We start from the raw sequence: 23188 nt of genomic DNA, 5'->3' as shown, positions 1-23188 counted from the left end.
CCTTATTACAGATTCACAACCACATGATGAACAAATTTTTAGTGGAGACGTTTAGATGGGTAAAATTATTGGTATCGACCTGGGTACTACCAACTCTTGTGTAGCGATTATGGACGGCACTACTGCACGTGTGCTGGAGAACGCCGAGGGCGATCGCACCACGCCTTCTATCATTGCTTATACCCAGGATGGTGAAACTCTGGTTGGCCAGCCGGCTAAACGTCAGGCCGTGACTAACCCGCAAAACACTCTGTTTGCGATTAAACGCCTGATTGGCCGTCGCTTCCAGGACGAAGAAGTTCAGCGTGATGAAGCCATCATGCCGTACAAAATTATCGGTGCTGACAACGGTGATGCATGGATCGACGTGAAGGGCCAGAAAATGGCACCACCGCAGATCTCTGCTGAAGTGCTGAAGAAAATGAAGAAAACGGCTGAAGATTACCTGGGTGAACCGGTAACTGAAGCGGTTATCACTGTACCTGCTTACTTCAACGATGCTCAGCGTCAGGCAACCAAAGATGCCGGTCGTATCGCAGGTCTGGAAGTCAAACGTATCATCAACGAACCAACCGCAGCTGCACTGGCTTACGGTCTGGATAAAGAAGTTGGCAACCGTACTATTGCGGTTTACGACCTCGGTGGTGGTACTTTCGATATCTCTATTATCGAAATCGACGAAGTTGACGGCGAAAAAACCTTCGAAGTTCTGGCAACCAACGGTGATACCCACCTGGGTGGTGAAGACTTCGACAGCCGTATGATCAACTACCTCGTTGACGAATTTAAGAAAGATCAGGGCATTGACCTGCGTAACGATCCGCTGGCCATGCAGCGCCTGAAAGAAGCCGCAGAAAAAGCCAAAATTGAGCTGTCTTCTGCGCAGCAGACCGACGTGAACCTGCCGTACATCACTGCAGATGCGTCTGGTCCAAAACACATGAACATCAAAGTGACTCGCGCGAAACTGGAAAGCCTGGTCGAAGACCTGGTCAACCGTTCCATCGAGCCGCTGAAAGTTGCTCTGCAGGATGCTGGTCTGTCTGTCTCTGACATTCAGGACGTTATCCTGGTAGGTGGTCAGACTCGTATGCCAATGGTTCAGAAGAAAGTTGCTGAATTCTTTGGTAAAGAGCCGCGTAAAGACGTTAACCCGGACGAAGCTGTGGCAATCGGTGCAGCGGTTCAGGGCGGCGTACTGACCGGCGAAGTGAAAGATGTTCTGCTGCTGGACGTTACCCCGCTGTCGCTGGGTATCGAAACCATGGGCGGCGTGATGACTGCGCTGATCAGCAAAAACACCACTATCCCGACCAAGCACAGCCAGGTGTTCTCTACCGCTGAAGACAACCAGTCTGCGGTAACCATCCATGTGCTGCAGGGTGAGCGTAAACGTGCTGCGGATAACAAAGATCTGGGCCAGTTTAACCTCGACGGTATCAGCCCGGCACCGCGCGGTATGCCACAGATCGAAGTCACCTTCGACATCGATGCTGACGGTATCCTGCACGTTTCCGCGAAAGACAAAAACAGCGGTAAAGAGCAGAAGATCACCATCAAGGCTTCTTCTGGTCTGAACGAAGAAGAGATCGAAAAAATGGTTCGTGAAGCAGAAGCAAATGCTGAATCTGACCGTAAATTCGAAGAGCTGGTTCAGACCCGTAACCAGGGTGACCATCTGCTGCACAGCACTCGTAAGCAGGTTGAAGAAGCAGGCGAACAGCTGCCAGCTGACGACAAAACCGCTATTGAAGCTGCACTGAGCGCGCTGGAAACTTCCCTGAAAGGCGAAGACAAAGCGGACATCGAAGCGAAAATGCAGGAGCTGGCGCAGGCGTCCCAGAAGCTGATGGAAATTGCTCAGCAACAGCACGCACAGCAGCAGGCTGGCGCTGAAGCTGGTGCTTCCGCGAACAACGCGAAAGACGACGACGTTGTCGACGCTGAGTTCGAAGAAGTAAAAGACAAAAAATAATCGCCCTGATGCAGGGTAATTAATCGGCACGGGCGTAGAGGTTTCCTCTCCGCCCGTGCTCGCATGTTAAGGGGCTGAAAAAACCAATGGCAAAGCAAGACTACTACGAGATTTTAGGCGTTCCGAAAACCGCGGAAGAGCGTGAAATCAAAAAGGCGTACAAGCGCCTGGCCATGAAATTTCACCCGGACCGTAACCAGGGTGACAAAGAGGCCGAAGCCAAATTTAAAGAGATCAAAGAAGCGTATGAAATCCTGACCGACGCTCAGAAACGTGCAGCCTACGATCAGTACGGTCATGCGGCGTTTGAACAAGGCGGCATGGGCGGCGGCGGATACGGCGGTGGCTTTGGTGGCGGTGGTGCTGATTTCGGCGACATCTTTGGCGACGTTTTCGGTGATATCTTCGGCGGTGGCCGTGGTCGTCAGCGCGCAGCGCGCGGCGCGGATCTGCGCTACAACATGGATCTGACGCTGGAAGAGGCCGTACGCGGTGTCACGAAAGAGATTCGCATTCCGACGCTGGAAGAGTGTGATATCTGCCACGGCAGCGGCGCGAAAGCGGGTACCAAGCCGCAGACCTGTCCAACCTGTCACGGCTCCGGTCAGGTACAGATTCGCCAGGGCTTCTTCGCGGTGCAGCAGGCCTGTCCGCACTGTCATGGTCGCGGTACGCTGATTAAAGATCCGTGCAACAAATGTCACGGTCACGGTCGCGTTGAGAAGACCAAAACCCTGTCCGTCAAAATCCCGGCAGGGGTGGATACGGGCGATCGTATTCGTCTGTCCGGTGAAGGCGAAGCAGGCGAGCACGGCGCACCAGCGGGCGATCTCTACGTTCAGGTTCAGGTGAAGCAGCACGCCATCTTTGAGCGTGAAGGCAACAACCTGTACTGTGAAGTGCCGATCAACTTCGCGATGGCGGCGCTGGGCGGCGAAATCGAAGTACCTACGCTCGACGGGCGCGTGAACCTGAAGGTTCCGGGCGAAACCCAGACTGGCAAGCTGTTCCGCATGCGCGGCAAAGGCGTGAAATCTGTTCGCGGCGGTGCGCAGGGCGACCTGCTGTGTCGCGTGGTCGTCGAAACGCCGGTCGGTCTGAACGACAAACAGAAACAGCTGTTGAAAGAGTTGCAGGAAAGCTTCGGCGGTCCAACGGGCGAGAATAACAGCCCGCGTTCCAAAAGCTTCTTCGATGGCGTGAAAAAATTCTTCGATGATTTGACCCGCTAATCCCTTAGCGAGTGTGAATTTTTCAAAGCCCGGAAGCGATTCCGGGCTTTTTCTTTTTGTGGCGAATGACTCGGCAAAACCGAGTATATCCGCAACATTAATCTGATTTTTTCGAGCTGTTTGCCTTGGTATTATGGTTTTATCGAGGTATGGTCTTAGAGAGAGAACTAAAGTGAAACTTTTACAACGATTCTTCAGCAATGAGGCGTCCGGCGGCGTGATTTTGATTATCGCTGCACTTGCCGCCATGGTGTTGGCGAATATGGATGCGACTCAGGGCCTGTACCGTGCATTTCTGGACACGCCCGTTGAGCTGCGCGTGGGTGCATTAGAGATCAACAAGAACATGCTGCTGTGGATTAACGACGCGCTGATGGCCGTGTTCTTCCTGCTGGTGGGCCTGGAAGTAAAACGTGAGCTGGTTCTTGGGTCGCTTAACAGCCGTCAGCGGGCAGCTTTCCCGGTTATTGCCGCGCTGGGCGGTATGGTGGTGCCTGCGCTGCTCTATCTGGTGTTTAACTACCATGACCCTGTCGCTCGCCACGGTTGGGCGATTCCGGCGGCAACCGATATTGCTTTTGCGTTGGGCGTGCTGGCGCTGCTGGGCAGCCGCGTGCCGGTGGCGTTAAAGATTTTCCTGATGGCGCTGGCGATTATCGACGACCTGGGCGCGATCGTAATTATCGCTTTGTTCTATACCAGCGAGCTGTCGGTGTTATCTCTGAGCGTGGCGGCGGGCGCTATCGCTGTGCTGGCACTGCTGAACCTGTTTAATGTGCGTCGAACCGGGATCTACATTCTGGTGGGTGTGGTGCTATGGACCGCGGTACTGAAATCGGGCGTTCATGCAACACTGGCGGGCGTTATCATCGGCTTCTTTGTGCCGCTGAAAGCGGATGAGAAGGGCAAATCCCCGGCCAAACAGCTGGAGCATGTCCTGCATCCCTGGGTCGCCTTTATGATCCTGCCGCTGTTTGCATTCGCGAATGCGGGCGTGTCGCTGCAGGGCGTCACCCTGAGCGGCCTGACATCTATGCTGCCGATGGGCATCGTCGCTGGCCTGTTTATCGGCAAGCCGCTGGGGATCGGCCTGTTCTGCTGGCTGGCTCTTAAGCTGAAGTTCGCGTCATTGCCACAGGGGACGACCTTCCGGCAAATCGCGGCGGTCGGCGTGCTGTGTGGAATTGGCTTCACGATGTCGATTTTCATCTCGACCCTGGCCTTTGCGTCATATGACCCTCAGCTCATCGTGTGGGCAAAACTCGGGATCTTGATCGGCTCGTTACTGGCCGCGTTCACGGGATACACACTGTTGAAAGTGAAGCTGTCCGGACAGGTGCAACCGGCTTAACAGTTAAAAGGGGGAGGGCAGAGGCCCTCTCCTGACAATACTCTCAGGGAGCGAAATGCTATGTCTCACATCAATTACAACCATCTGTACTATTTCTGGCACGTCTACAAAGAAGGCTCAGTGGTCGGCGCAGCAGAAGCGCTCTATCTGACGCCCCAGACCATTACCGGTCAGATAAAGGCACTCGAAGAACGCCTGCAGGGGAAGCTGTTTAAGCGTAAAGGTCGGGGTATTGAGCCGAGCGAACTGGGTGAACTGGTTTTTCGCTATGCGGATAAGATGTTCACCCTGAGCCAGGAGATGCTCGATATCGTGAACTACCGCAAAGAGTCAAACCTGCTGTTTGATGTGGGCGTTGCGGATGCGCTGTCTAAACGGCTGGTGAGCGGCGTGCTGGACGCGGCGGTGGTGGAAGATGAGCAGATCCATTTGCGCTGCTTTGAATCGACGCACGAGATGCTGCTGGAGCAGCTGAGCCAGCATAAGCTGGACATCATCATCTCGGACTGCCCGATAGACTCTACTCAACAGGAAGGGCTGTTCTCGGTCAAGATTGGCGAATGCGGCGTGAGCTTCTGGTGCATCAATCCGCCGCCAGATAAACCGTTTCCTGCCTGCCTTGAGGAGCGACGCCTGCTCGTGCCGGGACGACGTTCGATGTTAGGCCGCAAGCTGCTGAACTGGTTTAACTCGCAGGGTCTGAAGGTAGAGATTCTGGGAGAGTTTGATGATGCGGCGCTCATGAAAGCCTTTGGCGAAGCGCATAACGCGATCTTCGTCGCCCCAACGCTTTACGCGCACGATCTGTACACCGATGACAGGGTCACAGAGATTGGGCGGGTGGACAACGTGATGGAAGAGTATCACGCGATTTTTGCCGAAAGGATGATTCAGCATCCGGCGGTCCAGCGTATCTGTAACCGCGACTACTCGGCGCTCTTTATGCCGCCAGCGTCAAAATGAGCCAATAAAAAAACCCGCATTAAGCGGGTTCTTTATAACAAGCAACAACAAGTGGCGATTAAGCCAGTTTGCTGATCTGCGCGGTCAGGTTTGCTTTATGACGCGCTGCTTTGTTTTTGTGGATCAGACCTTTAGCAGCCTGACGATCCACGATTGGTTGCATTTCGTTAAATGCGTTCTGCGCTGCAGCTTTGTCGCCAGCTTCGATTGCTGCGTATACTTTCTTGATGAAAGTACGCATCATAGAGCGACGGCTTGCATTGTGCTTACGAGCCTTTTCAGACTGAATAGCACGTTTCTTAGCTGATTTGATATTAGCCAAGTCCAACTCCCAAATATGATCTATGTGGACAATTCAAAGGCCGAGGAATATGCCCTCTATACCTTCTTTTGTCAATGGATTTGTGCAAATAAGCGCCGTTGAATGGCGACGCTACGTTACGTAGTGATGGCGCAGGATTCTACCAGCTTGTCTCAGCTGAATACAGTCTTTCGATGTAAAAAAACGCAGTAACGGGCAGATTTTTTCCCTCCGAAAGCTAAGCATCATGAAATCATTACGGCTTTCTGATTTGAGGCAACAATCGCCGGTTAACCTTAACCGCTGTACAAGGTATACTCGGGCGATTTTCACTGTTTTGAGCCTGTCATGAAGCTGATACGCGGCATACATAATCTCAGTCACGCCCCGCACGGGTGCGTACTGACCATTGGTAATTTCGACGGCGTGCATCGTGGGCATCAGGCGCTGTTGCAGGGATTGCGTAAAGAGGGCGAGGCCCGTGGGCTGCCGGTCGTGGTGATGATTTTCGAACCGCAGCCGCTGGAGCTGTTTGCCGGTGATAAAGCGCCCGCGCGTTTAACTCGCCTGCGTGAAAAATTGCGCTATCTGGCGGAATGCGGCGTGGACTACGTACTTTGCGTGCGCTTCGACCGACGTTTTGCGGCACTGACGGCGCAAAATTTTGTCGGCGATCTGCTGGTAAAACGTCTGGGCGTGCAGTTTCTCGCCGTGGGCGATGATTTCCGCTTCGGCGCTGGTCGTCAGGGCGATTTCTTGTTATTACAGAAGGCGGGTCTGGAGTATGGCTTTGATGTCACCAGCACCATGACCTTCTGCGAAGGTGGCGTGCGCGTGAGCAGCACGGCAGTGCGTATGGCCTTAGCCGACGATCAGCTGGACGTGGCGGAGAACCTGTTAGGGCATCCGTTTGCCATTTCCGGGCGGGTCGTGCATGGCGATGAACTCGGTCGCACAATAGGTTTCCCGACGGCGAACGTCCCGCTGCGTCGTCAGGTTTCCCCGGTAAAAGGGGTGTATGCGGTAGAAGTCACCGGACTGGGTGATAAACCGTTGCCGGGCGTGGCCAATATTGGCACCCGTCCAACGGTAGCAGGTGTGCGTCAGCAGCTCGAAGTGCATCTGCTTGACGTTGTAATGGACCTTTACGGTCGCCATATAGATGTAATCCTGCGTAAAAAAATACGCGATGAGCAGCGATTTGCTTCGCTCGATGAGCTGAAAGCACAAATTGCGCGTGATGAGTTAACGGCCCGCGAATTTTTTGGGCTATCGAACCCGGCTTAATGCCTGAACGAGTTTTAAATACGGAACCGAGAATCTGATGAGTGACTATAAATCAACCCTGAATTTGCCGGAAACAGGGTTCCCGATGCGCGGCGATCTCGCCAAGCGTGAACCGGGAATGCTGGCGCGTTGGACCGATGATGACCTGTACGGCATCATCCGTGCAGCCAAAAAAGGCAAAAAAACCTTCATTCTGCATGATGGCCCTCCATATGCGAATGGCAGCATTCATATTGGTCACTCTGTAAACAAGATTCTGAAAGACATTATCGTGAAGTCCAAAGGACTCACCGGTTTTGACTCGCCTTACGTTCCGGGCTGGGACTGCCACGGTCTGCCGATCGAGCTGAAAGTGGAGCAGGAATACGGCAAGCCTGGTGAGAAATTCACCGCCGCCGAGTTTCGTGCAAAATGTCGCGAATACGCGGCCGCGCAGGTTGATGGTCAGCGTAAAGACTTCATCCGTCTGGGCGTGCTGGGCGACTGGTCTCGTCCATACCTGACGATGGACTTCAAAACTGAAGCCAACATCATTCGCGCTCTGGGCAAAATCATCGGTAACGGCCATCTGCATAAAGGCGCGAAGCCTGTGCACTGGTGCGTTGACTGCCGTTCTGCGCTGGCAGAAGCGGAAGTGGAATATTACGACAAAACCTCTCCGTCTATCGACGTGGCGTTCCACGCGGTAGATCAGGACGCAGTGAAAGCGAAATTCGGCGTGACCTCCGTCAACGGCCCAATTTCCCTGGTTATCTGGACCACTACCCCGTGGACCCTGCCTGCGAACCGCGCAATCTCCCTGTCTGCGGACTTCGATTACGCGCTGGTACAGGTTGAAGGCCAGGCGGTGATTCTGGCTAAAGATCTGGTTGAGAGCGTCCTGAAACGCGCAAACATCAGCGAATACACCGTGCTGGGCACCGTGAACGGCGCTGAGCTTGAGCTGATGCGTTTCAAACACCCGTTCCTCGATTTCGACGTGCCGGCCATTCTTGGCGATCACGTTACGCTGGACGCTGGTACCGGTGCGGTACACACCGCCGGTGGCCATGGCCCGGATGACTACAACATCAGCCTGAAATACTGTCTGGAAATCGCAAACCCGGTCGGGCCAGACGGCGCATACCTGCCAGGCACCTACCCGGCGCTGGACGGTATCAACGTCTTTAAAGCGAACGACATCATTGTCGACATGCTGCGCACCAGCGGTGCTCTGCTGCACGTTGAGAAGATGCAGCACAGCTATCCGTGCTGCTGGCGTCACAAGTCGCCAATCATCTTCCGTGCGACCCCGCAGTGGTTCATCAGCATGGATCAGAAAGGCCTGCGCGAGCAGTCTCTGAAAGAGATCAAAGGCGTGCAGTGGATCCCAGACTGGGGCCAGGCGCGTATCGAATCCATGGTCGCTAACCGCCCTGACTGGTGTATCTCCCGTCAGCGTACCTGGGGCGTACCGATGTCCCTGTTCGTTCATAAAGAGACGCAGGAGCTGCACCCTCGCTCGCTGGAGCTGATGGAAGAAGTCGCCAAACGCGTTGAAGTGGATGGCATCCAGGCGTGGTGGGATCTGGACTCGAAAGAGATCCTGGGCGATGACGCGGCCAACTACGAGAAAGTACCAGACACCCTCGACGTATGGTTCGACTCCGGCTCTACCCACTCTTCTGTAGTGGATGTGCGCCCTGAGTTCTATGGCCATGCGGCGGATATGTACCTGGAAGGTTCTGACCAACACCGCGGCTGGTTCATGTCATCTCTGATGATCTCCACCGCGATGAAAGGTAAAGCGCCATACCGTCAGGTTCTGACGCACGGCTTTACCGTAGATGGTCAGGGACGCAAGATGTCCAAATCCATCGGTAACACCGTTTCTCCGCAGGATGTGATGAACAAACTGGGCGCGGACATTCTGCGTCTGTGGGTGGCCTCTACGGACTACACCGGCGAAATGGCGGTTTCCGATGAGATCCTCAAACGTGCTGCCGACAGCTATCGTCGTATCCGTAACACCGCGCGCTTCCTGCTCGCTAACCTGAACGGTTTCGACCCGGTCAAAGACATGGTGAAACCGGAAGAGATGGTCGTGCTGGATCGTTGGGCTGTGGGCTGCGCGCAAGCGGCGCAGGAAGACATTCTGAAAGCCTACGAGTCTTACGACTTCCACGAAGTGGTGCAGCGCCTGATGCGTTTCTGCTCCATCGAGATGGGCTCGTTCTACCTCGACATCATTAAAGACCGCCAGTACACCGCGAAAGCAGACAGCGTGGCGCGTCGCAGCTGCCAGACTGCGCTGTATCACATCGCAGAAGCGCTGGTTCGCTGGATGGCACCGATCATGTCCTTCACCGCAGACGAAATCTGGGGCTACCTGCCAGGCGAGCGCGAGAAGTACGTCTTCACCGGCGAATGGTACACTGGCCTGTTTGGTCTGGCTGAGACTGAAGCCATGAACGATACCTTCTGGGACGAGCTGCTGAAAGTGCGTGGCGAAGTGAACAAGGTTATCGAACAGGCGCGTGCTGACAAGAAAGTCGGTGGCTCTCTGGAAGCGGCAGTGACCCTGTACGCCGAACCTGAGCTGGCGGCGAAACTGACGGCGCTGGGCGATGAATTGCGATTTGTCCTGTTGACCTCAGGTGCCAGCGTTGCCGATTATGCACAGGCGACTGCCGATGCCCAGCAGAGCGAGCTGCTCAAAGGGCTGAAGGTGGCGCTGAGCAAAGCCGAAGGTGAGAAATGTCCGCGCTGCTGGCATTACACCAACGATATTGGCCAGGTGGCGGAACACGCAGATATCTGTGGACGCTGTGTCAGCAACATCGCCGGTGATGGCGAAAAACGTAAGTTTGCCTGATGAGTAAATGTCTCTGTGCAACAGGACTGCGCTGGCTGTGGCTGGTCGTCGTCGTACTGATTATTGATCTGGGCAGCAAGTTCCTGATCCTCCAGAACTTTGCTCTGGGGGATACGGTTCCGCTGTTCCCGTCACTTAATCTGCATTACGCGCGCAACTACGGCGCGGCGTTCAGCTTCCTCGCCGACAGCGGCGGTTGGCAGCGCTGGTTCTTCGCAGGTATCGCTATCGGTATCTGCGTGATCCTCGCGGTGCTAATGTATCGTTCAAAAGCGACGCAGAAGCTGACCAACATCGCCTACGCGCTGATCATTGGCGGTGCGCTGGGTAACCTGTTTGACCGTCTGTGGCACGGCTTTGTGGTCGATATGATCGACTTCTACGTCGGTGACTGGCACTTCGCTACCTTCAACCTGGCTGATAGCGCAATTTGCATCGGTGCCGCGTTGATTGTGCTGGAAGGTTTCTTGCCTAAACCCGCAGCGAAAGAGCAGGCGTAAATGTAAAGGCCGGGTGTAACCCGGCCTACAGAATATGTGCCTCGCGTCAGCCCGGAAGCCAGGCGCCACCGGGCAAACCGTTGAGGCAAAACAAGCGAGCAAATCGGCATGTCAAAATCCATACAGAGCAATAGCGCGGTGCTGGTCCATTTCACGCTGAAACTGGACGACGGTTCCACTGCGGAATCGACCCGCAATAACGGCAAACCTGCGCTGTTCCGCCTGGGTGACACCTCTCTTTCGGAAGGTCTGGAGCAGCAGTTGCTTGGGCTGAAAGAGGGGGAGAAAAAAGCCTTCTCTCTCGAGCCTGATGCGGCGTTTGGCGTGCCAACCCCGGATCTGATCCAGTATTTCTCGCGCCGTGAATTCATGGACGCGGGCGAGCCGGAAATCGGCGCGATTATGCTCTTTACCGCTATGGACGGCAGCGAAATGCCTGGCGTGATCCGTGAAATTAATGGCGATTCCATCACCGTTGATTTCAACCATCCGCTGGCCGGGCGTACCGTCCATTTTGATGTTGAAGTGCTGGAGATCGACCCGGCGCTGGAGGAAGTAAATGCAGATCCTGTTGGCTAACCCGCGCGGTTTTTGTGCCGGAGTAGACCGCGCTATCAGCATTGTTGAAAACGCGCTGGAAATTTACGGCGCGCCGATTTATGTCCGTCACGAAGTGGTCCACAACCGCTATGTGGTAGACAGCCTGCGCGAGCGCGGCGCGATCTTTATCGAGCAGATCAGTGAAGTGCCTGACGGCGCGATCCTGATCTTCTCGGCGCACGGCGTCTCGCAGGCGGTGCGTAACGAAGCGAAAAGTCGTGACCTGACGGTCTTCGACGCCACCTGTCCGTTGGTGACCAAAGTGCATATGGAAGTCGCCCGTGCCAGCCGTCGTGGTGAAGAGTCGATTCTGATTGGCCACGCCGGCCACCCGGAAGTGGAAGGCACGATGGGCCAGTACAGCAACCCGGAAGGGGGAATGTACCTGGTTGAGTCGCCGGACGATGTGCTGTCGCTTGAAGTGAAAAACGAAGCGCGCCTGTCGTTCATGACCCAGACGACGCTCTCGGTAGACGACACCTCTGATGTCATCGACGCCCTGCGCAGTCGGTTCCCGAAAATCGTCGGGCCGCGCAAAGATGACATCTGCTACGCCACCACCAACCGTCAGGAAGCGGTGCGCGCACTGGCCGAGCAGGCTGATGTGGTGCTGGTGGTCGGTTCCAAAAACTCTTCCAACTCCAACCGTCTGGCCGAACTGGCGCAGCGTATGGGGAAAACCGCGTTTCTGATTGATGACGCCACCGACATTCAGGAAGCGTGGGTTAAAAACGCAACCTGTGTCGGCGTGACCGCCGGTGCCTCCGCGCCGGACATTCTGGTGCAAAATGTGATTAAGCGTTTGCAGGAGCTGGGCGGCGGCGAAGCGGTGCCGCTGGAAGGTCGCGAAGAGAATATCGTCTTTGAAGTGCCGAAAGAGCTGCGCATCGACGCGAAAGAAGTCGAATAATCCTCTCTGTTTAGAAAATGCCGGTCCCGAAAGAGACCGGCATTTTTTTGTCTGATTCCCTGTGATGAACCCGACAGTTCCACCCTTTGCGTGAATCATGCGGTTTTCGCTGATCCTCATGTCTTTTACTGATACTGCCGCCTGTTTATCATAAAATTCTAATTATCGGCGTTTTAAGATAGCGGCTTCGTCACAGGCTGGTTAATCTGAAAACGATTTACATACTTTTAACGTAAGAGAATAACTATGCATGATGCACAGGTGCGTGTCGCGATAGCGGGCGCGGGTGGCCGTATGGGCCGTCAGTTAATTCAGGCAGCGCTGCAGTTAGACGGTGTTGCGCTTGGCGCGGCGCTGGAGCGCGACGGCTCCTCGCTTCTTGGAACGGACGCGGGTGAACTGGCGGGTGTGGGCAAGACGGGCGTAACCGTGCAAAGCAGTCTGGATGCGGTGAAAGACGATTTTGACGTGTTCATCGATTTTACGCGCCCGGAAGGGACGCTACACCATCTGGCCTTTTGCCGTCAGCACGGTAAAGGAATGGTCATCGGCACCACCGGTTTTGACGACGCGGGCAAACAGGCGATCAAAGACGCTTCCCAGGAGATTGCGATTGTCTTCGCCGCTAACTTTAGCGTGGGCGTCAACGTCATGCTCAAGCTGCTGGAGAAAGCCGCGAAAGTGATGGGCGGCTACACGGATATCGAAATTATCGAAGCGCACCACCGCCACAAAGTGGATGCCCCATCCGGTACGGCGCTGGCAATGGGCGAAGCGATTGCTTATGCACTTGATAAGGATTTAAAGGACTGCGCAGTCTATTCTCGCGAAGGGCATACGGGCGAGCGTGTTCCGGGCACGATTGGGTTTGCTACGGTGCGAGCGGGGGATATCGTCGGCGAACATACGGCGATCTTCGCCGATATCGGCGAGCGCGTGGAGATTACCCATAAAGCATCCAGCCGCATGACCTTTGCCAACGGCGCTGTGCGCTCGGCATTGTGGCTCAAAAATTTAGATAATGGTCTTTTTGACATGCGAGATGTGCTTAATCTTAACGATTTATAAGTGTTATTACCCATCGTGATGTGGTTATTGCAGTCTTAATTGATTGATTGCACAGGGTAATATTTTATTGCCCTTTTATTTTTCCAGTTTGAAGTGTATTTCGTAATATTGTTGAGTAAAGTTACAGTTATCTCTCTTTTTTGTGTTATCGCACTGTAAATTTTGACCATTTGGTCTGGTTTTTGTTGTGCTACCTCATCAAATCTCACTAAACTCAGCGTACAAACGTTTTCTAACGTGATTTTGTTGATCTTTTTATGGCTTAAACTCCGTTAAACGCCAAAGCTGCGTAAAATAATAAACAAAAAAGCCATTTTGAGTTGACTTTACCCCTCTAAATCCCCAGAATGCCGCCGTTTGCCGAAAATCCGCGGGAAACAAATTTGCATTGATTCATAACGCCGTTGTGAATTAATATGCAGATAAAGTGAGTGAATATTCTCTGGAGGGTGTTTTGATTAAGTCAGCGCTATTGGTTCTGGAAGACGGAACCCAGTTTATCGGTCGGGCCATAGGGGCAACAGGTTCGGCGGTTGGGGAAGTCGTTTTCAATACTTCAATGACCGGTTATCAAGAAATCCTCACTGATCCTTCCTATTCCCGCCAAATCGTCACCCTTACTTATCCTCATATTGGTAATGTCGGCACCAACGAAGCCGATGCAGAATCCTCTCAGGTTCACGCGCAAGGTCTGATTATTCGCGACCTGCCGCTGATTGCCAGCAACTACCGCAATACTGAAGACCTCTCTTCTTACCTGAAGCGTCACAACATCGTGGCGATTGCCGATATCGATACCCGTAAGCTGACCCGTTTGCTGCGCGAGAAGGGCGCACAGAACGGCTGCATCATCGCAGGCGACAACCTGGATGCGGCACTGGCGCAGGAAAAAGCGAAAGCCTTCCCTGGCCTGAACGGAATGGATCTGGCGAAAGAAGTGACCACAGCGGAAGCCTACAGCTGGACCCAGGGGAGCTGGACGCTGGCAGGTGAACTGCCAGAAGCCAAAAAAGAAGACGAGCTGCCGTTCCACGTGGTGGCTTACGACTACGGCGCGAAGCGCAACATCCTGCGCATGCTGGTGGATCGCGGCTGCCGACTGACAGTCGTTCCGGCGAAAACCCCGGCCGAAGACGTGCTGGCGATGAATCCGGACGGCATCTTCCTCTCCAACGGCCCGGGTGACCCGGCACCGTGTGATTATGCGATTGAAGCGATTAAACGCTTCCTCGAAACCGATATTCCGGTATTTGGCATCTGCCTCGGCCATCAGCTGCTGGCGCTGGCGAGCGGTGCGAAAACCATCAAGATGAAGTTCGGCCACCACGGTGGAAACCACCCGGTGAAAGATATCGACAACAACACGGTGATGATTACCGCACAAAACCACGGTTTTGCGGTGGATGAGGCGTCAATGCCCGCCAACCTGCGCGTCACCCACAAGTCGCTGTTCGACCATACCCTGCAGGGTATCCATCGCACCGACAAACCGGCGTTCAGCTTCCAGGGTCACCCGGAAGCCAGCCCAGGCCCGCACGATGCCGCGCCGCTGTTCGATCACTTCATCGAACTTATCGAGCAATACCGTCAGACCGCTAAATAATCAGGAGCCGAGAACACCATGCCAAAACGTACAGATATAAAAAGCATCCTGATCCTTGGCGCTGGTCCGATTGTCATCGGCCAGGCCTGCGAATTCGACTACTCCGGCGCACAGGCGTGTAAAGCCCTGCGCGAAGAGGGTTACCGCGTAATCCTGGTGAACTCTAACCCAGCCACTATCATGACCGACCCGGAAATGGCCGATGCGACCTACATCGAGCCGATTCACTGGGAAGTGGTGCGCAAAATCATCGAAAAAGAGCGTCCGGACGCCGTACTGCCAACCATGGGCGGTCAGACCGCGCTGAACTGCGCGCTGGAACTGGAACGTCAGGGCGTGCTGGCGGAATTCGGTGTGACCATGATTGGTGCCACCGCCGACGCGATTGATAAAGCCGAAGACCGCCGCCGTTTCGACGTGGCGATGAAAAAAATCGGCCTCGACACCGCGCGCTCCGGCATCGCACACACCATGGAAGAAGCGCTGGCGGTTGCCGCTGACGTAGGCTATCCATGCATCATCCGTCCGTCCTTCACCATGGGCGGCACCGGCGGCGGTATCGCTTACAACCGTGAAGAGTTCGAAGAGATTTGCGAACGCGGTCTGGATCTTTCCCCAACCAAAGAGCTGCTGATTGATGAGTCGCTGATTGGCTGGAAAGAGTACGAGATGGAAGTGGTGCGTGATAAAAACGACAACTGCATCATCGTCTGCTCTATCGAAAACTTCGATGCGATGGGCATCCACACCGGTGACTCCATCACCGTCGCACCAGCCCAGACGCTGACCGACAAAGAGTATCAAATCATGCGTAACGCCTCGATGGCGGTACTGCGTGAAATCGGCGTCGAAACCGGCGGTTCTAACGTGCAGTTCTCCGTGAACCCGAAAAACGGTCGCCTGATTGTTATCGAAATGAACCCGCGCGTTTCACGTTCCTCAGCGCTGGCATCCAAAGCGACCGGCTTCCCGATTGCGAAAGTGGCGGCGAAACTGGCGGTAGGTTACACCCTCGATGAGCTGATGAACGACATCACCGGTGGCCGCACTCCGGCGTCGTTTGAGCCGTCTATCGACTATGTTGTGACCAAAATTCCTCGCTTTAACTTCGAGAAATTCGCGGGCGCAAACGACCGTCTGACGACCCAGATGAAATCCGTCGGCGAAGTGATGGCGATTGGCCGCACTCAGCAGGAATCCCTGCAGAAAGCGCTGCGTGGCCTGGAAGTGGGCGCAATGGGCTTCGACCCGAAAGTGAGCCTCGATGACCCGGAAGCGCTGACCAAAATCCGTCGTGAACTGAAAGACGCAGGCGCTGAGCGTATCTGGTACATCGCCGATGCGTTCCGCGCGGGCCTCTCTGTGGATGGCGTCTTCAACCTGACCAACATCGACCGCTGGTTCCTGGTGCAAATTGAAGAGCTGGTGCGTCTGGAAGAGAAAGTGGCTGAGATGGGCATCACCGGTCTCGACGCGGACTTCCTGCGTATGCTGAAGCGTAAAGGCTTTGCCGATGCGCGTCTGGCTAAACTGGCGGGTGTGCGTGAATCCGAAATCCGCAAGCTGCGTGACCAGTATAACCTGCACCCGGTCTACAAACGCGTGGACACCTGCGCCGCCGAGTTCGCAACTGACACCGCCTACATGTACTCCACTTATGAAGACGAGTGCGAAGCGAATCCGTCCGTAGACCGCGACAAAATCATGGTGCTGGGCGGCGGTCCAAACCGTATCGGCCAGGGCATAGAGTTTGACTACTGCTGCGTACACGCCTCTCTGGCGCTGCGTGAAGACGGTTACGAGACCATCATGGTCAACTGTAACCCGGAAACGGTATCGACCGACTACGACACCTCTGACCGCCTCTATTTCGAGCCGGTGACCCTGGAAGACGTGCTGGAAATCGTGCGCATCGAGAAGCCGAAGGGCGTAATCGTGCAGTACGGCGGCCAGACCCCGCTGAAACTGGCGCGCGCGCTGGAAGCGGCAGGCGTACCGGTTATCGGCACCAGCCCGGATGCGATTGACCGCGCAGAAGACCGCGAGCGTTTCCAGCAGGCGGTAGACCGTCTGAAGCTGAAACAACCGGCGAACGCCACCGTCACTGCGATTGAGATGGCCGTTGAGAAAGCGAAAGAGATTGGTTATCCGCTGGTGGTGCGCCCGTCCTACGTGCTGGGCGGCCGTGCGATGGAAATCGTCTACGACGAAGCCGACCTGCGTCGCTACTTCCAGACGGCGGTGAGCGTCTCTAACGATGCGCCAGTGCTGCTCGACCGCTTCCTCGACGACGCGGTAGAAGTGGACGTGGATGCCATCTGCGACGGCGAAATGGTGTTGATTGGTGGCATCATGGAGCACATCGAACAGGCAGGCGTACACTCCGGTGACTCCGCATGTTCTCTGCCAGCCTACACCCTGAGTCAGGAAATTCAGGATGTCATGCGCCAGCAGGTGCAGAAGCTGGCCTTCGAGCTGCAGGTACGCGGTTTGATGAACGTCCAGTTCGCGGTGAAAGACAACGAAGTCTATCTGATTGAAGTTAACCCGCGTGCGGCACGTACCGTACCGTTCGTCTCCAAAGCCACCGGTATCCCGCTGGCGAAAGTGGCGGCGCGCGTGATGGCGGGCCAGACGCTGACCCAGCAGGGCGTCACCAAAGAGATCATCCCACCGTACTACTCGGTGAAAGAGGTGGTGCTGCCGTTCAACAAATTCCCGGGCGTTGACCCGCTGTTAGGGCCAGAAATGCGCTCCACCGGTGAAGTTATGGGTGTTGGTCGTACCTTCGCAGAAGCTTTCGCCAAGGCGCAGCTGGGCAGCAGCTCAACCATGAGAAAGCAGGGCCGCGCGCTGCTCTCCGTGCGTGAAGGGGATAAAGAACGTGTGGTTGACCTGGCCGCGAAACTGCTGAAACAGGGCTTTGAACTGGATGCCACCCACGGTACGGCTATCGTACTGGGTGAAGCCGGTATCAACCCGCGTCTGGTCAACAAGGTGCATGAAGGTCGTCCGCACATTCAGGACCGTATCAAGAATGGCGAGTACACCTACATCATCAACACCACCGCAGGTCGTCAGGCGATTGAAGACTCCAAGCTGATTCGCCGCAGCGCGCTGCAGTACAAAGTGCATTACGACACCACCCTGAACGGCGGTTTCGCGACAGCCATGGCGCTGAACGCAGATGCCACCGAGAAAGTGATTTCGGTGCAGGAAATGCACGCGCAGATTAACAAGTAACAGTGTTGCAGGCCGGGTAAGGCGAAGCTGCCACCCGGCACGTTTTTGTTCGCGTAAGCCTCTGGCGGGTGGCGTTTCGCTTACCCGCCTACAACAAACGCCTCTTCGTTCCACTTCAGAGTCTTCTGGTTTTCCATCTCTCTTCAGTCAGTTAGCCTAAAATGGTTAGGTCGATAATTAAATTCAACTGAAAAGCAGGGAGAACACCATGCGAAATAAACTTCTGGCCACCTCAATTTTTGCTGCCGCAGCTCTCTTCACCGTTGCTGGTTGTTCATCTAACCAGGCAGTGGAAACCACGGATGGCAGAACCATCGTCACCGACGGTAAACCACAGGTCGATGACGACACCGGTCTGGTTTCCTATAAAAATGCACAAACCGGTAAAACCGAGCAAATTAACCGCGATCAGGTGAAGAACATGAGTGAATTAGATAACTAATTCTCATTCATTTTTTTTCTTACAGCGGCGCCTCGCCGCTGTATCTAATCCTTGACGAATATCAACCGTAATCCTTAGGAGGTAAGCGAGAATCACGCTCTGAAAAATGGAGAGTGATTATGGAAGAACATCAAAAAGCACCAGATAAGCAAGGTTTAGAAATTTCACGGCGTAACGTCCTCAAATCGGGTTCTTTACTCCTGACCCTTCCTTTTGTATCCCGCACTGCACGTTCCGCTGATGTCGCAGACACGACTGCCGTCGTACCGGACTCACCGTCGATGGAAAAAGTGGTCCCGACCTGCAGTACCTTCGACTGCGGCGGAAAATGTGATATTCGCGCTCATGTTTCAGAGGGCGTTGTCACACGAATCACCACTCGCCCCGATAACGAACTCGATCCTGATATGCCGATTATGCGCGCCTGCGTGCGTGGCCGTGGATACCGTAAATTCGTCTATCATCCCGATCGTCTCAAATACCCTATGAAGCGCGTGGGCAAGCGCGGAGAAGGGAAGTTTGAGCGCATCTCCTGGGATGAAGCCACGACGATGATTGCGGATAACCTCACGCGGATCACGGCGAAATATGGCCCGGCGTCGCGGTTTATGCATAACAATACCGCCACCAGCGGCGGGGCGTTTTCCGGCGACGGGATGATGAAACGCCTGCTGAATCTGACCGGTGGGTATCTCTCGTACTACCACTCCGTCAGCCTCGGAAATACCGTGGCGGCCACGCCGTACACATACGGCATCGCGGCCAGCGGAAACTCCCTCGATACCCTGAAAGACACCCCGCTGGTGATCCTCTGGGGGCACAATCCTACCGAGACGATTTTTGGTCACACCAACCACTATTTCCAGCAGATGAAGCAAAACGGCACCCGCTTCATCGTGGTTGATCCCCGCTATTCTGACACCACGTCGTCGCTGGCGGATGAGTGGATCCCGCTGCTGCCGACGACCGACAATGCGCTGATGGATGCGATGATGTACGTCATCATCAGCGAGGATCTGCACGACAAAAACTTTATCGCCCGTCACACGCTCGGCTTTGACGAGGATTCGATGCCAGAGGGCGTTCCGGCGAATGAGTCGCTGATGGCCTATCTGATGGGGAAAAAAGACGGCGTGGTGAAGACCCCCGAATGGGCCGAGAAAATCACCCACGTTCCTGCGCAGACGATTCGCCAGCTGGCGCGCGATTACGCCACCACCAAACCGGCGGCGCTGATTCAGGGCTGGGGGCCGCAACGACATAACTGCGGTGAACGTACCGCCAGAGGCTCCACGCTGCTAGCCACGCTGACCGGCAATGTCGGCGTGATGGGCGGCTGGGCCGCGGGCTACGGCGGATGTGCCAACCGAAAATTCACTACCGGCACCGAAACGCTGGAGAACCCTGTCAAAGAGAGTATCTCGATCATGAACTGGGTCCAGGCGGCGGAAGATGCCAGTAAAGTCAGCCCGGACGATGGCCTGAAAGGGGCCGAGAAACTCAGCAGCAACATCCGCATCCTGTTCTCGCTGGCAGGTAACTATCTGGCGAACCAAAACCCGGACGTTAACCAGACGGTGAAAATGCTTGAGGACGAATCGAAAATCGAGTTTATCGTCGTCAGCGATCTCTACATGAGCCCCAGCGCGAAATATGCCGACCTGCTTTTGCCAGAAACCAGCTTTATGGAGCGCTGGAATATCGGTGAAACCTGGGGGACGGCAAATTATCTGGTGCTATCAGAAAGGCTCATCGATCCGGAGTTTGAGCGCCGTAGCGACTATGAGTGGCAGCGCGAAGTCGCGGCAAAACTTGGCGTGGAAACGGAGTTCAGTCAGGGCCGGGATGAAAAACAGTGGATCGAGCACATCTGGGAAAACACCCGGCTGTCGATGCCGGATGAACATCTTCCGACCTTTGAACAACTGCAGGTCCAGCGCCGTCATCTGTTTAAGAGCGCCCCATGGGTGGCCTTTGAGGAGAACATCCGCGATCCGGATAACCATCCTTTCCCGACGCCGTCCGGCAAGATCGAAATTTTTTCGAAGCGGTTGTATGACATGCAGCACCCGGAAATTCCGGCGCTTTCCCACTATGTGCCCGCGCACGAAGGGCCGGAAGATCCTTTGGCGAAGCAGTTCCCTTTGCAGCTCATTACCTGGAAAGGCAAAAACCGGGCGAACTCAACTCAGTACGCTAACCCTTGGCTGCAGGAGGTGCAGGCACAAAAACTGTGGATTAACCCACGGGATGCTGAGACGCGCGGGATCGTGCAAGGCGATAAGGTGCGCATTCATAACGCACGCGGCGTGAGCCTGGTAGAGGCGGAAGTGACGCCGCGTATTATCCCAGGCGTCGTCGCTATGCAGGCTGGTGCCTGGTGGCAGCCCGATGCGCAAGGGATCGATCATGGCGGATGTGCCAACGTACTTAGCTCGTCGCGAATTACGGCGCTGGCGAAAGGGAATTCTCATCAAACCATGCTGGTGGAGGTAGCGAAGCATGAGTCAGTTTAAGGACTTTGCGCCCGTGAGCGATAAGCAGCTCGGGTTCTTTATCGATTCTTCACGCTGTTCCGGCTGCAAGGCCTGCCAGGTCGCGTGCAAAGATAAAAATAATCTGGACGTGGGGCGTCGTTTTCGTCGGGTTTACGAAGTGACTGGCGGCGGGTTTATGCCTACGGGGCAGGGAGGCATGCAGAATAATGTCTTCGCGTACACGCTCTCCATCTCCTGCAATCATTGCGCAAATCCTGTCTGTACGAAAAATTGCCCAACCACCGCGATGCACAAACGGCCTGGCGACGGCATTGTCAGGGTGAACACGGATAAATGCGTGGGCTGCGGATACTGCGCATGGTCCTGTCCTTACGGCGCGCCGCAGCTGAATGAGCAGACCGGACAAATGTCGAAGTGCGATTTTTGTGTGGATCTGCAGGCACAGGGCGAGCAGCCGATCTGCGTTGCAACCTGCCCGCTGGGGGCAATTCAGTTCGGCCCGATTGAGGAATTACGCAAAAAATATGGCGACCTTTGCGATGTGAAGGGATTGCCTGATTCGGCGATCACGCAGCCAAACCTGGTGATCAAAGCGCATCAGGGTGCGGAAAAAAAGGAGAAGCCTCATGCATGAGTGGCCGCTATTAATGTTTACCCTGCTGCTGCAGGGGGCCGTCGGGCTGACGCTGTTTGTGAGCTTAAACCTGTGCACTGGCACAACGCAGAGCTATTCCGCACGAATGCCAACGGAACGCACGCGTATGCCGGTCTTTATCGTCTGCGTAATGGCCGGACTTGGCCTGCTGGCATCGGTATTCCATCTGGGGTATCCGCTTAACGCCTTCAATGCGCTGCGCCATTTCAGCAGTTCGTGGCTAAGCCGGGAAATCGTGTTTGCCAGCCTGTTTCTGGCCGTCGCCGGATTGGGTTTTTTGGCCTCGCTGATGAACGGGGCGCTGTGGAAAGTGCTGATGCCGTTGGCGCTGCTGGCAGGGCTGGTTGATGTGTTTTGCATGAGCCAAATCTACATGCATACCTCGGTGATCACCTGGATGCATGCCAACACCTTGGTCATGTTTTATGGCTCGGTCGTCATTGTCGGCGCGGTGGTGGCGAGTGTGGTGCTGCCTTTACGCAATAGCTCCCTGACACGCTGGATGATGGGGCTGGTCGTGGCCGCCGTTCTCGTTCGATTACTGGCGCAAATGCCTTACCTGTCGTGGCTGGCCGGAGCCGGTCTGACTGACGCGCTGACGTTCCCGCATCAGCCACTCGAGGCGTTTCAGGCAACCGCACAGCTGCGTTTATGGGGCTGGAGCCTTTCTGTCGTCGGCATGCTGGCCTTTGCATATGGCGCACTTGGCCGTCGCCAGGTGTGGCTGTATGTGGGGGGCGTGTTACTGCTGGTAGCAGAAGTCCTGCTGCGCTTTGCGTTCTTTAGCATTCACTGATGTTTCGTTTTGCTTTCGCTGACTCCCCACCGCCTCCTGCGGTGGGCGAGTCATGTTTACGCCGCTCGCTTCGACGCGCAACCTGCCGTGCCTGCGTTGACACCTGTCCCGCAGGTGCGCTGAGTATCACCGGAGAGGGCGCGGCGCTGAACCAAGATCTTTGCCTGGGCTGTGGGCGCTGTCTGTTTGTCTGCCCCGTGGAGGCCATTGCGCACCTGGAGCCGCCCCGAAGACACCTCAGCGCGCAACGCTTAATCGCACCTTTCACATCCATTGCACCGGAAATCAATGAACTGTTGCTGTGGCATGTCCAGCATCATATTCGTGGCGTCGAAATCGATCTGGATGAACATCCTCACTGGGGCGTTGCTATCGCGGCGCTCAATTTAAAACTGCGCGAGCTGGATGAGCCAACCTGGCAAATTTATCCGCCGGAGCACGCGTCGCTCAATCGTGGACGCCGCCGTTTGTCTGGTCTGGAGAAGGGCGTTTCGGTTGCGTTGGAGCCGCTTTCAAAGGCATTTCCGCAGTATCATCAGTTTGCGCTGCACCTCGACACTGAAACGTGTGTGGCCTGCGCGGCGTGCAGCCGGGTCTGTTCCCCAAAAGCCGTCGTGCTCAAGGCGGGTGCCTTTACCCTCGATGCCCGGCAGTGTCACGGCTGTAAAGCGTGCGAGGCGGTCTGTCCTGTCGATGCCATTTCCATAGCGCCTGCGACGGGGAGAGCGGATCCTGTCGTTCACGCTCTGTTTGAGACATCATGCCCGGCGTGCTCTCGCCCATTTTATGCCTGGCACCCGCAGGCGTCGCTGTGTCCGATTTGCCGCCAGCATCATCACGGGATGCGGTGACGCCCCTGTCATATTAACCGGGCTTATGTATCTCGTTTTTGTTTTACCGCCAATGGGAT

At 55.3% G+C, this 23188-nt stretch carries 18 protein-coding genes and 1 pseudogene; 18 read left to right on the top strand and 1 reads right to left on the bottom strand.

Going from position 1 to position 23188, the window contains the following annotated elements; genetic code table 11:
- Positions 1–55: 55 nt before the first annotated feature.
- The 4 genes from dnaK (at position 56) to nhaR (ending at position 5521) form a co-directional block, all read left to right on the top strand.
- Positions 56–1975 (top strand): molecular chaperone DnaK, encoded by a 1920-nt coding sequence (gene dnaK / locus ETG88_RS11675; RefSeq protein WP_107702285.1) that lies wholly within the window; start codon positions 56–58, stop codon positions 1973–1975.
- An 86-nt stretch (positions 1976–2061) separates the two neighbouring features.
- Positions 2062–3207 (top strand): molecular chaperone DnaJ, encoded by a 1146-nt coding sequence (gene dnaJ / locus ETG88_RS11670; RefSeq protein ID WP_102104565.1) that lies wholly within the window; start codon positions 2062–2064, stop codon positions 3205–3207.
- A gap of 172 nt (positions 3208–3379) precedes the next feature.
- On the top strand, positions 3380–4558 hold the full coding sequence (gene nhaA, locus ETG88_RS11665; protein ID WP_100777695.1) for a Na+/H+ antiporter NhaA: 1179 nt from the start codon (positions 3380–3382) through the stop codon (positions 4556–4558).
- A gap of 60 nt (positions 4559–4618) precedes the next feature.
- Complete coding sequence (nhaR, locus tag ETG88_RS11660) at positions 4619–5521, top strand: transcriptional activator NhaR (protein WP_129035449.1); 903 nt, start codon at positions 4619–4621, stop codon at positions 5519–5521.
- Positions 5522–5579: 58 nt separating this feature from the next.
- Here the strand turns inward: nhaR and rpsT are convergent, their stop codons facing one another.
- Positions 5580–5843, bottom strand: coding sequence for a 30S ribosomal protein S20 (gene rpsT, locus ETG88_RS11655; protein WP_100777693.1), 264 nt, complete (start codon positions 5841–5843; stop codon positions 5580–5582).
- 98 nt (positions 5844–5941) lie between these two features.
- Here rpsT and ETG88_RS22450 point away from each other — a divergent pair.
- From ETG88_RS22450 to ETG88_RS11585, 14 genes and pseudogenes are all read left to right on the top strand, one after another.
- Positions 5942–6163, top strand: a pseudogene (locus tag ETG88_RS22450) (DUF2575 domain-containing protein).
- Between the two features lie 7 nt (positions 6164–6170).
- On the top strand, positions 6171–7109 hold the full coding sequence (gene ribF / locus ETG88_RS11645; RefSeq protein WP_129035448.1) for a bifunctional riboflavin kinase/FAD synthetase: 939 nt from the start codon (positions 6171–6173) through the stop codon (positions 7107–7109).
- A 37-nt stretch (positions 7110–7146) separates the two neighbouring features.
- A complete protein-coding gene (gene ileS / locus ETG88_RS11640; RefSeq protein ID WP_129035447.1) occupies positions 7147–9963 on the top strand; it encodes an isoleucine--tRNA ligase in 2817 nt (938 codons plus the stop codon).
- Positions 9963–10463, top strand: coding sequence for a signal peptidase II (lspA, locus tag ETG88_RS11635; RefSeq protein ID WP_100777690.1), 501 nt, complete (start codon positions 9963–9965; stop codon positions 10461–10463). The genes ileS and lspA overlap by 1 nt, the downstream gene beginning before the upstream one ends.
- Positions 10464–10571: 108 nt before the next feature.
- Positions 10572–11042, top strand: a complete 471-nt coding sequence (gene fkpB, locus ETG88_RS11630) for an FKBP-type peptidyl-prolyl cis-trans isomerase (protein WP_095280714.1) — start codon at positions 10572–10574, stop codon at positions 11040–11042.
- Positions 11023–11973 carry a 4-hydroxy-3-methylbut-2-enyl diphosphate reductase gene (ispH, locus tag ETG88_RS11625; protein ID WP_129035446.1) on the top strand — a complete coding sequence of 317 codons (951 nt, stop codon included), beginning with the start codon at positions 11023–11025 and terminating at the stop codon, positions 11971–11973. The genes fkpB and ispH overlap by 20 nt, the downstream gene beginning before the upstream one ends.
- A 246-nt stretch (positions 11974–12219) precedes the next feature.
- Positions 12220–13041 carry a 4-hydroxy-tetrahydrodipicolinate reductase gene (dapB, locus tag ETG88_RS11620; protein ID WP_129035445.1) on the top strand — a complete coding sequence of 274 codons (822 nt, stop codon included), beginning with the start codon at positions 12220–12222 and terminating at the stop codon, positions 13039–13041.
- A 454-nt stretch (positions 13042–13495) separates the two neighbouring features.
- Positions 13496–14644, top strand: a complete 1149-nt coding sequence (gene carA, locus ETG88_RS11615; protein WP_102104569.1) for a glutamine-hydrolyzing carbamoyl-phosphate synthase small subunit — start codon at positions 13496–13498, stop codon at positions 14642–14644.
- An 18-nt stretch (positions 14645–14662) separates the two neighbouring features.
- Positions 14663–17887, top strand: a complete 3225-nt coding sequence (carB, locus tag ETG88_RS11610) for a carbamoyl-phosphate synthase large subunit (RefSeq protein WP_100777685.1) — start codon at positions 14663–14665, stop codon at positions 17885–17887.
- Between the two features lie 208 nt (positions 17888–18095).
- The gene (locus tag ETG88_RS11605) at positions 18096–18329 is read left to right on the top strand and encodes a YgdI/YgdR family lipoprotein (RefSeq protein ID WP_100777684.1); all 234 of its coding nucleotides are present in this window, start codon (positions 18096–18098) and stop codon (positions 18327–18329) included.
- Positions 18330–18448: 119 nt separating this feature from the next.
- Positions 18449–20845: a DMSO/selenate family reductase complex A subunit gene (locus ETG88_RS11600; protein WP_129035444.1), complete on the top strand. Its 2397-nt coding sequence runs from the start codon at positions 18449–18451 to the stop codon at positions 20843–20845.
- Entirely contained in the window at positions 20832–21461 is a 630-nt protein-coding gene (locus ETG88_RS11595) for a DMSO/selenate family reductase complex B subunit (protein WP_129035443.1), read from the top strand. The genes ETG88_RS11600 and ETG88_RS11595 overlap by 14 nt, the downstream gene beginning before the upstream one ends.
- Positions 21454–22278, top strand: coding sequence for a dimethyl sulfoxide reductase anchor subunit family protein (locus ETG88_RS11590; RefSeq protein ID WP_129035442.1), 825 nt, complete (start codon positions 21454–21456; stop codon positions 22276–22278). Before ETG88_RS11595 ends, ETG88_RS11590 begins: the two co-directional genes overlap by 8 nt.
- Positions 22278–23129 (top strand): 4Fe-4S binding protein, encoded by an 852-nt coding sequence (locus ETG88_RS11585; RefSeq protein WP_129035441.1) that lies wholly within the window; start codon positions 22278–22280, stop codon positions 23127–23129. The genes ETG88_RS11590 and ETG88_RS11585 overlap by 1 nt, the downstream gene beginning before the upstream one ends.
- Positions 23130–23188: the final 59 nt, after the last annotated feature.

The organism is Lelliottia nimipressuralis (assembly GCF_004115925.1).
GTDB lineage: Bacteria > Pseudomonadota > Gammaproteobacteria > Enterobacterales > Enterobacteriaceae > Enterobacter > Enterobacter nimipressuralis.
The sequence above is the reverse complement of the archived record's forward strand: the minus strand, read 5'-3'. Positions and strand labels throughout refer to the sequence as shown.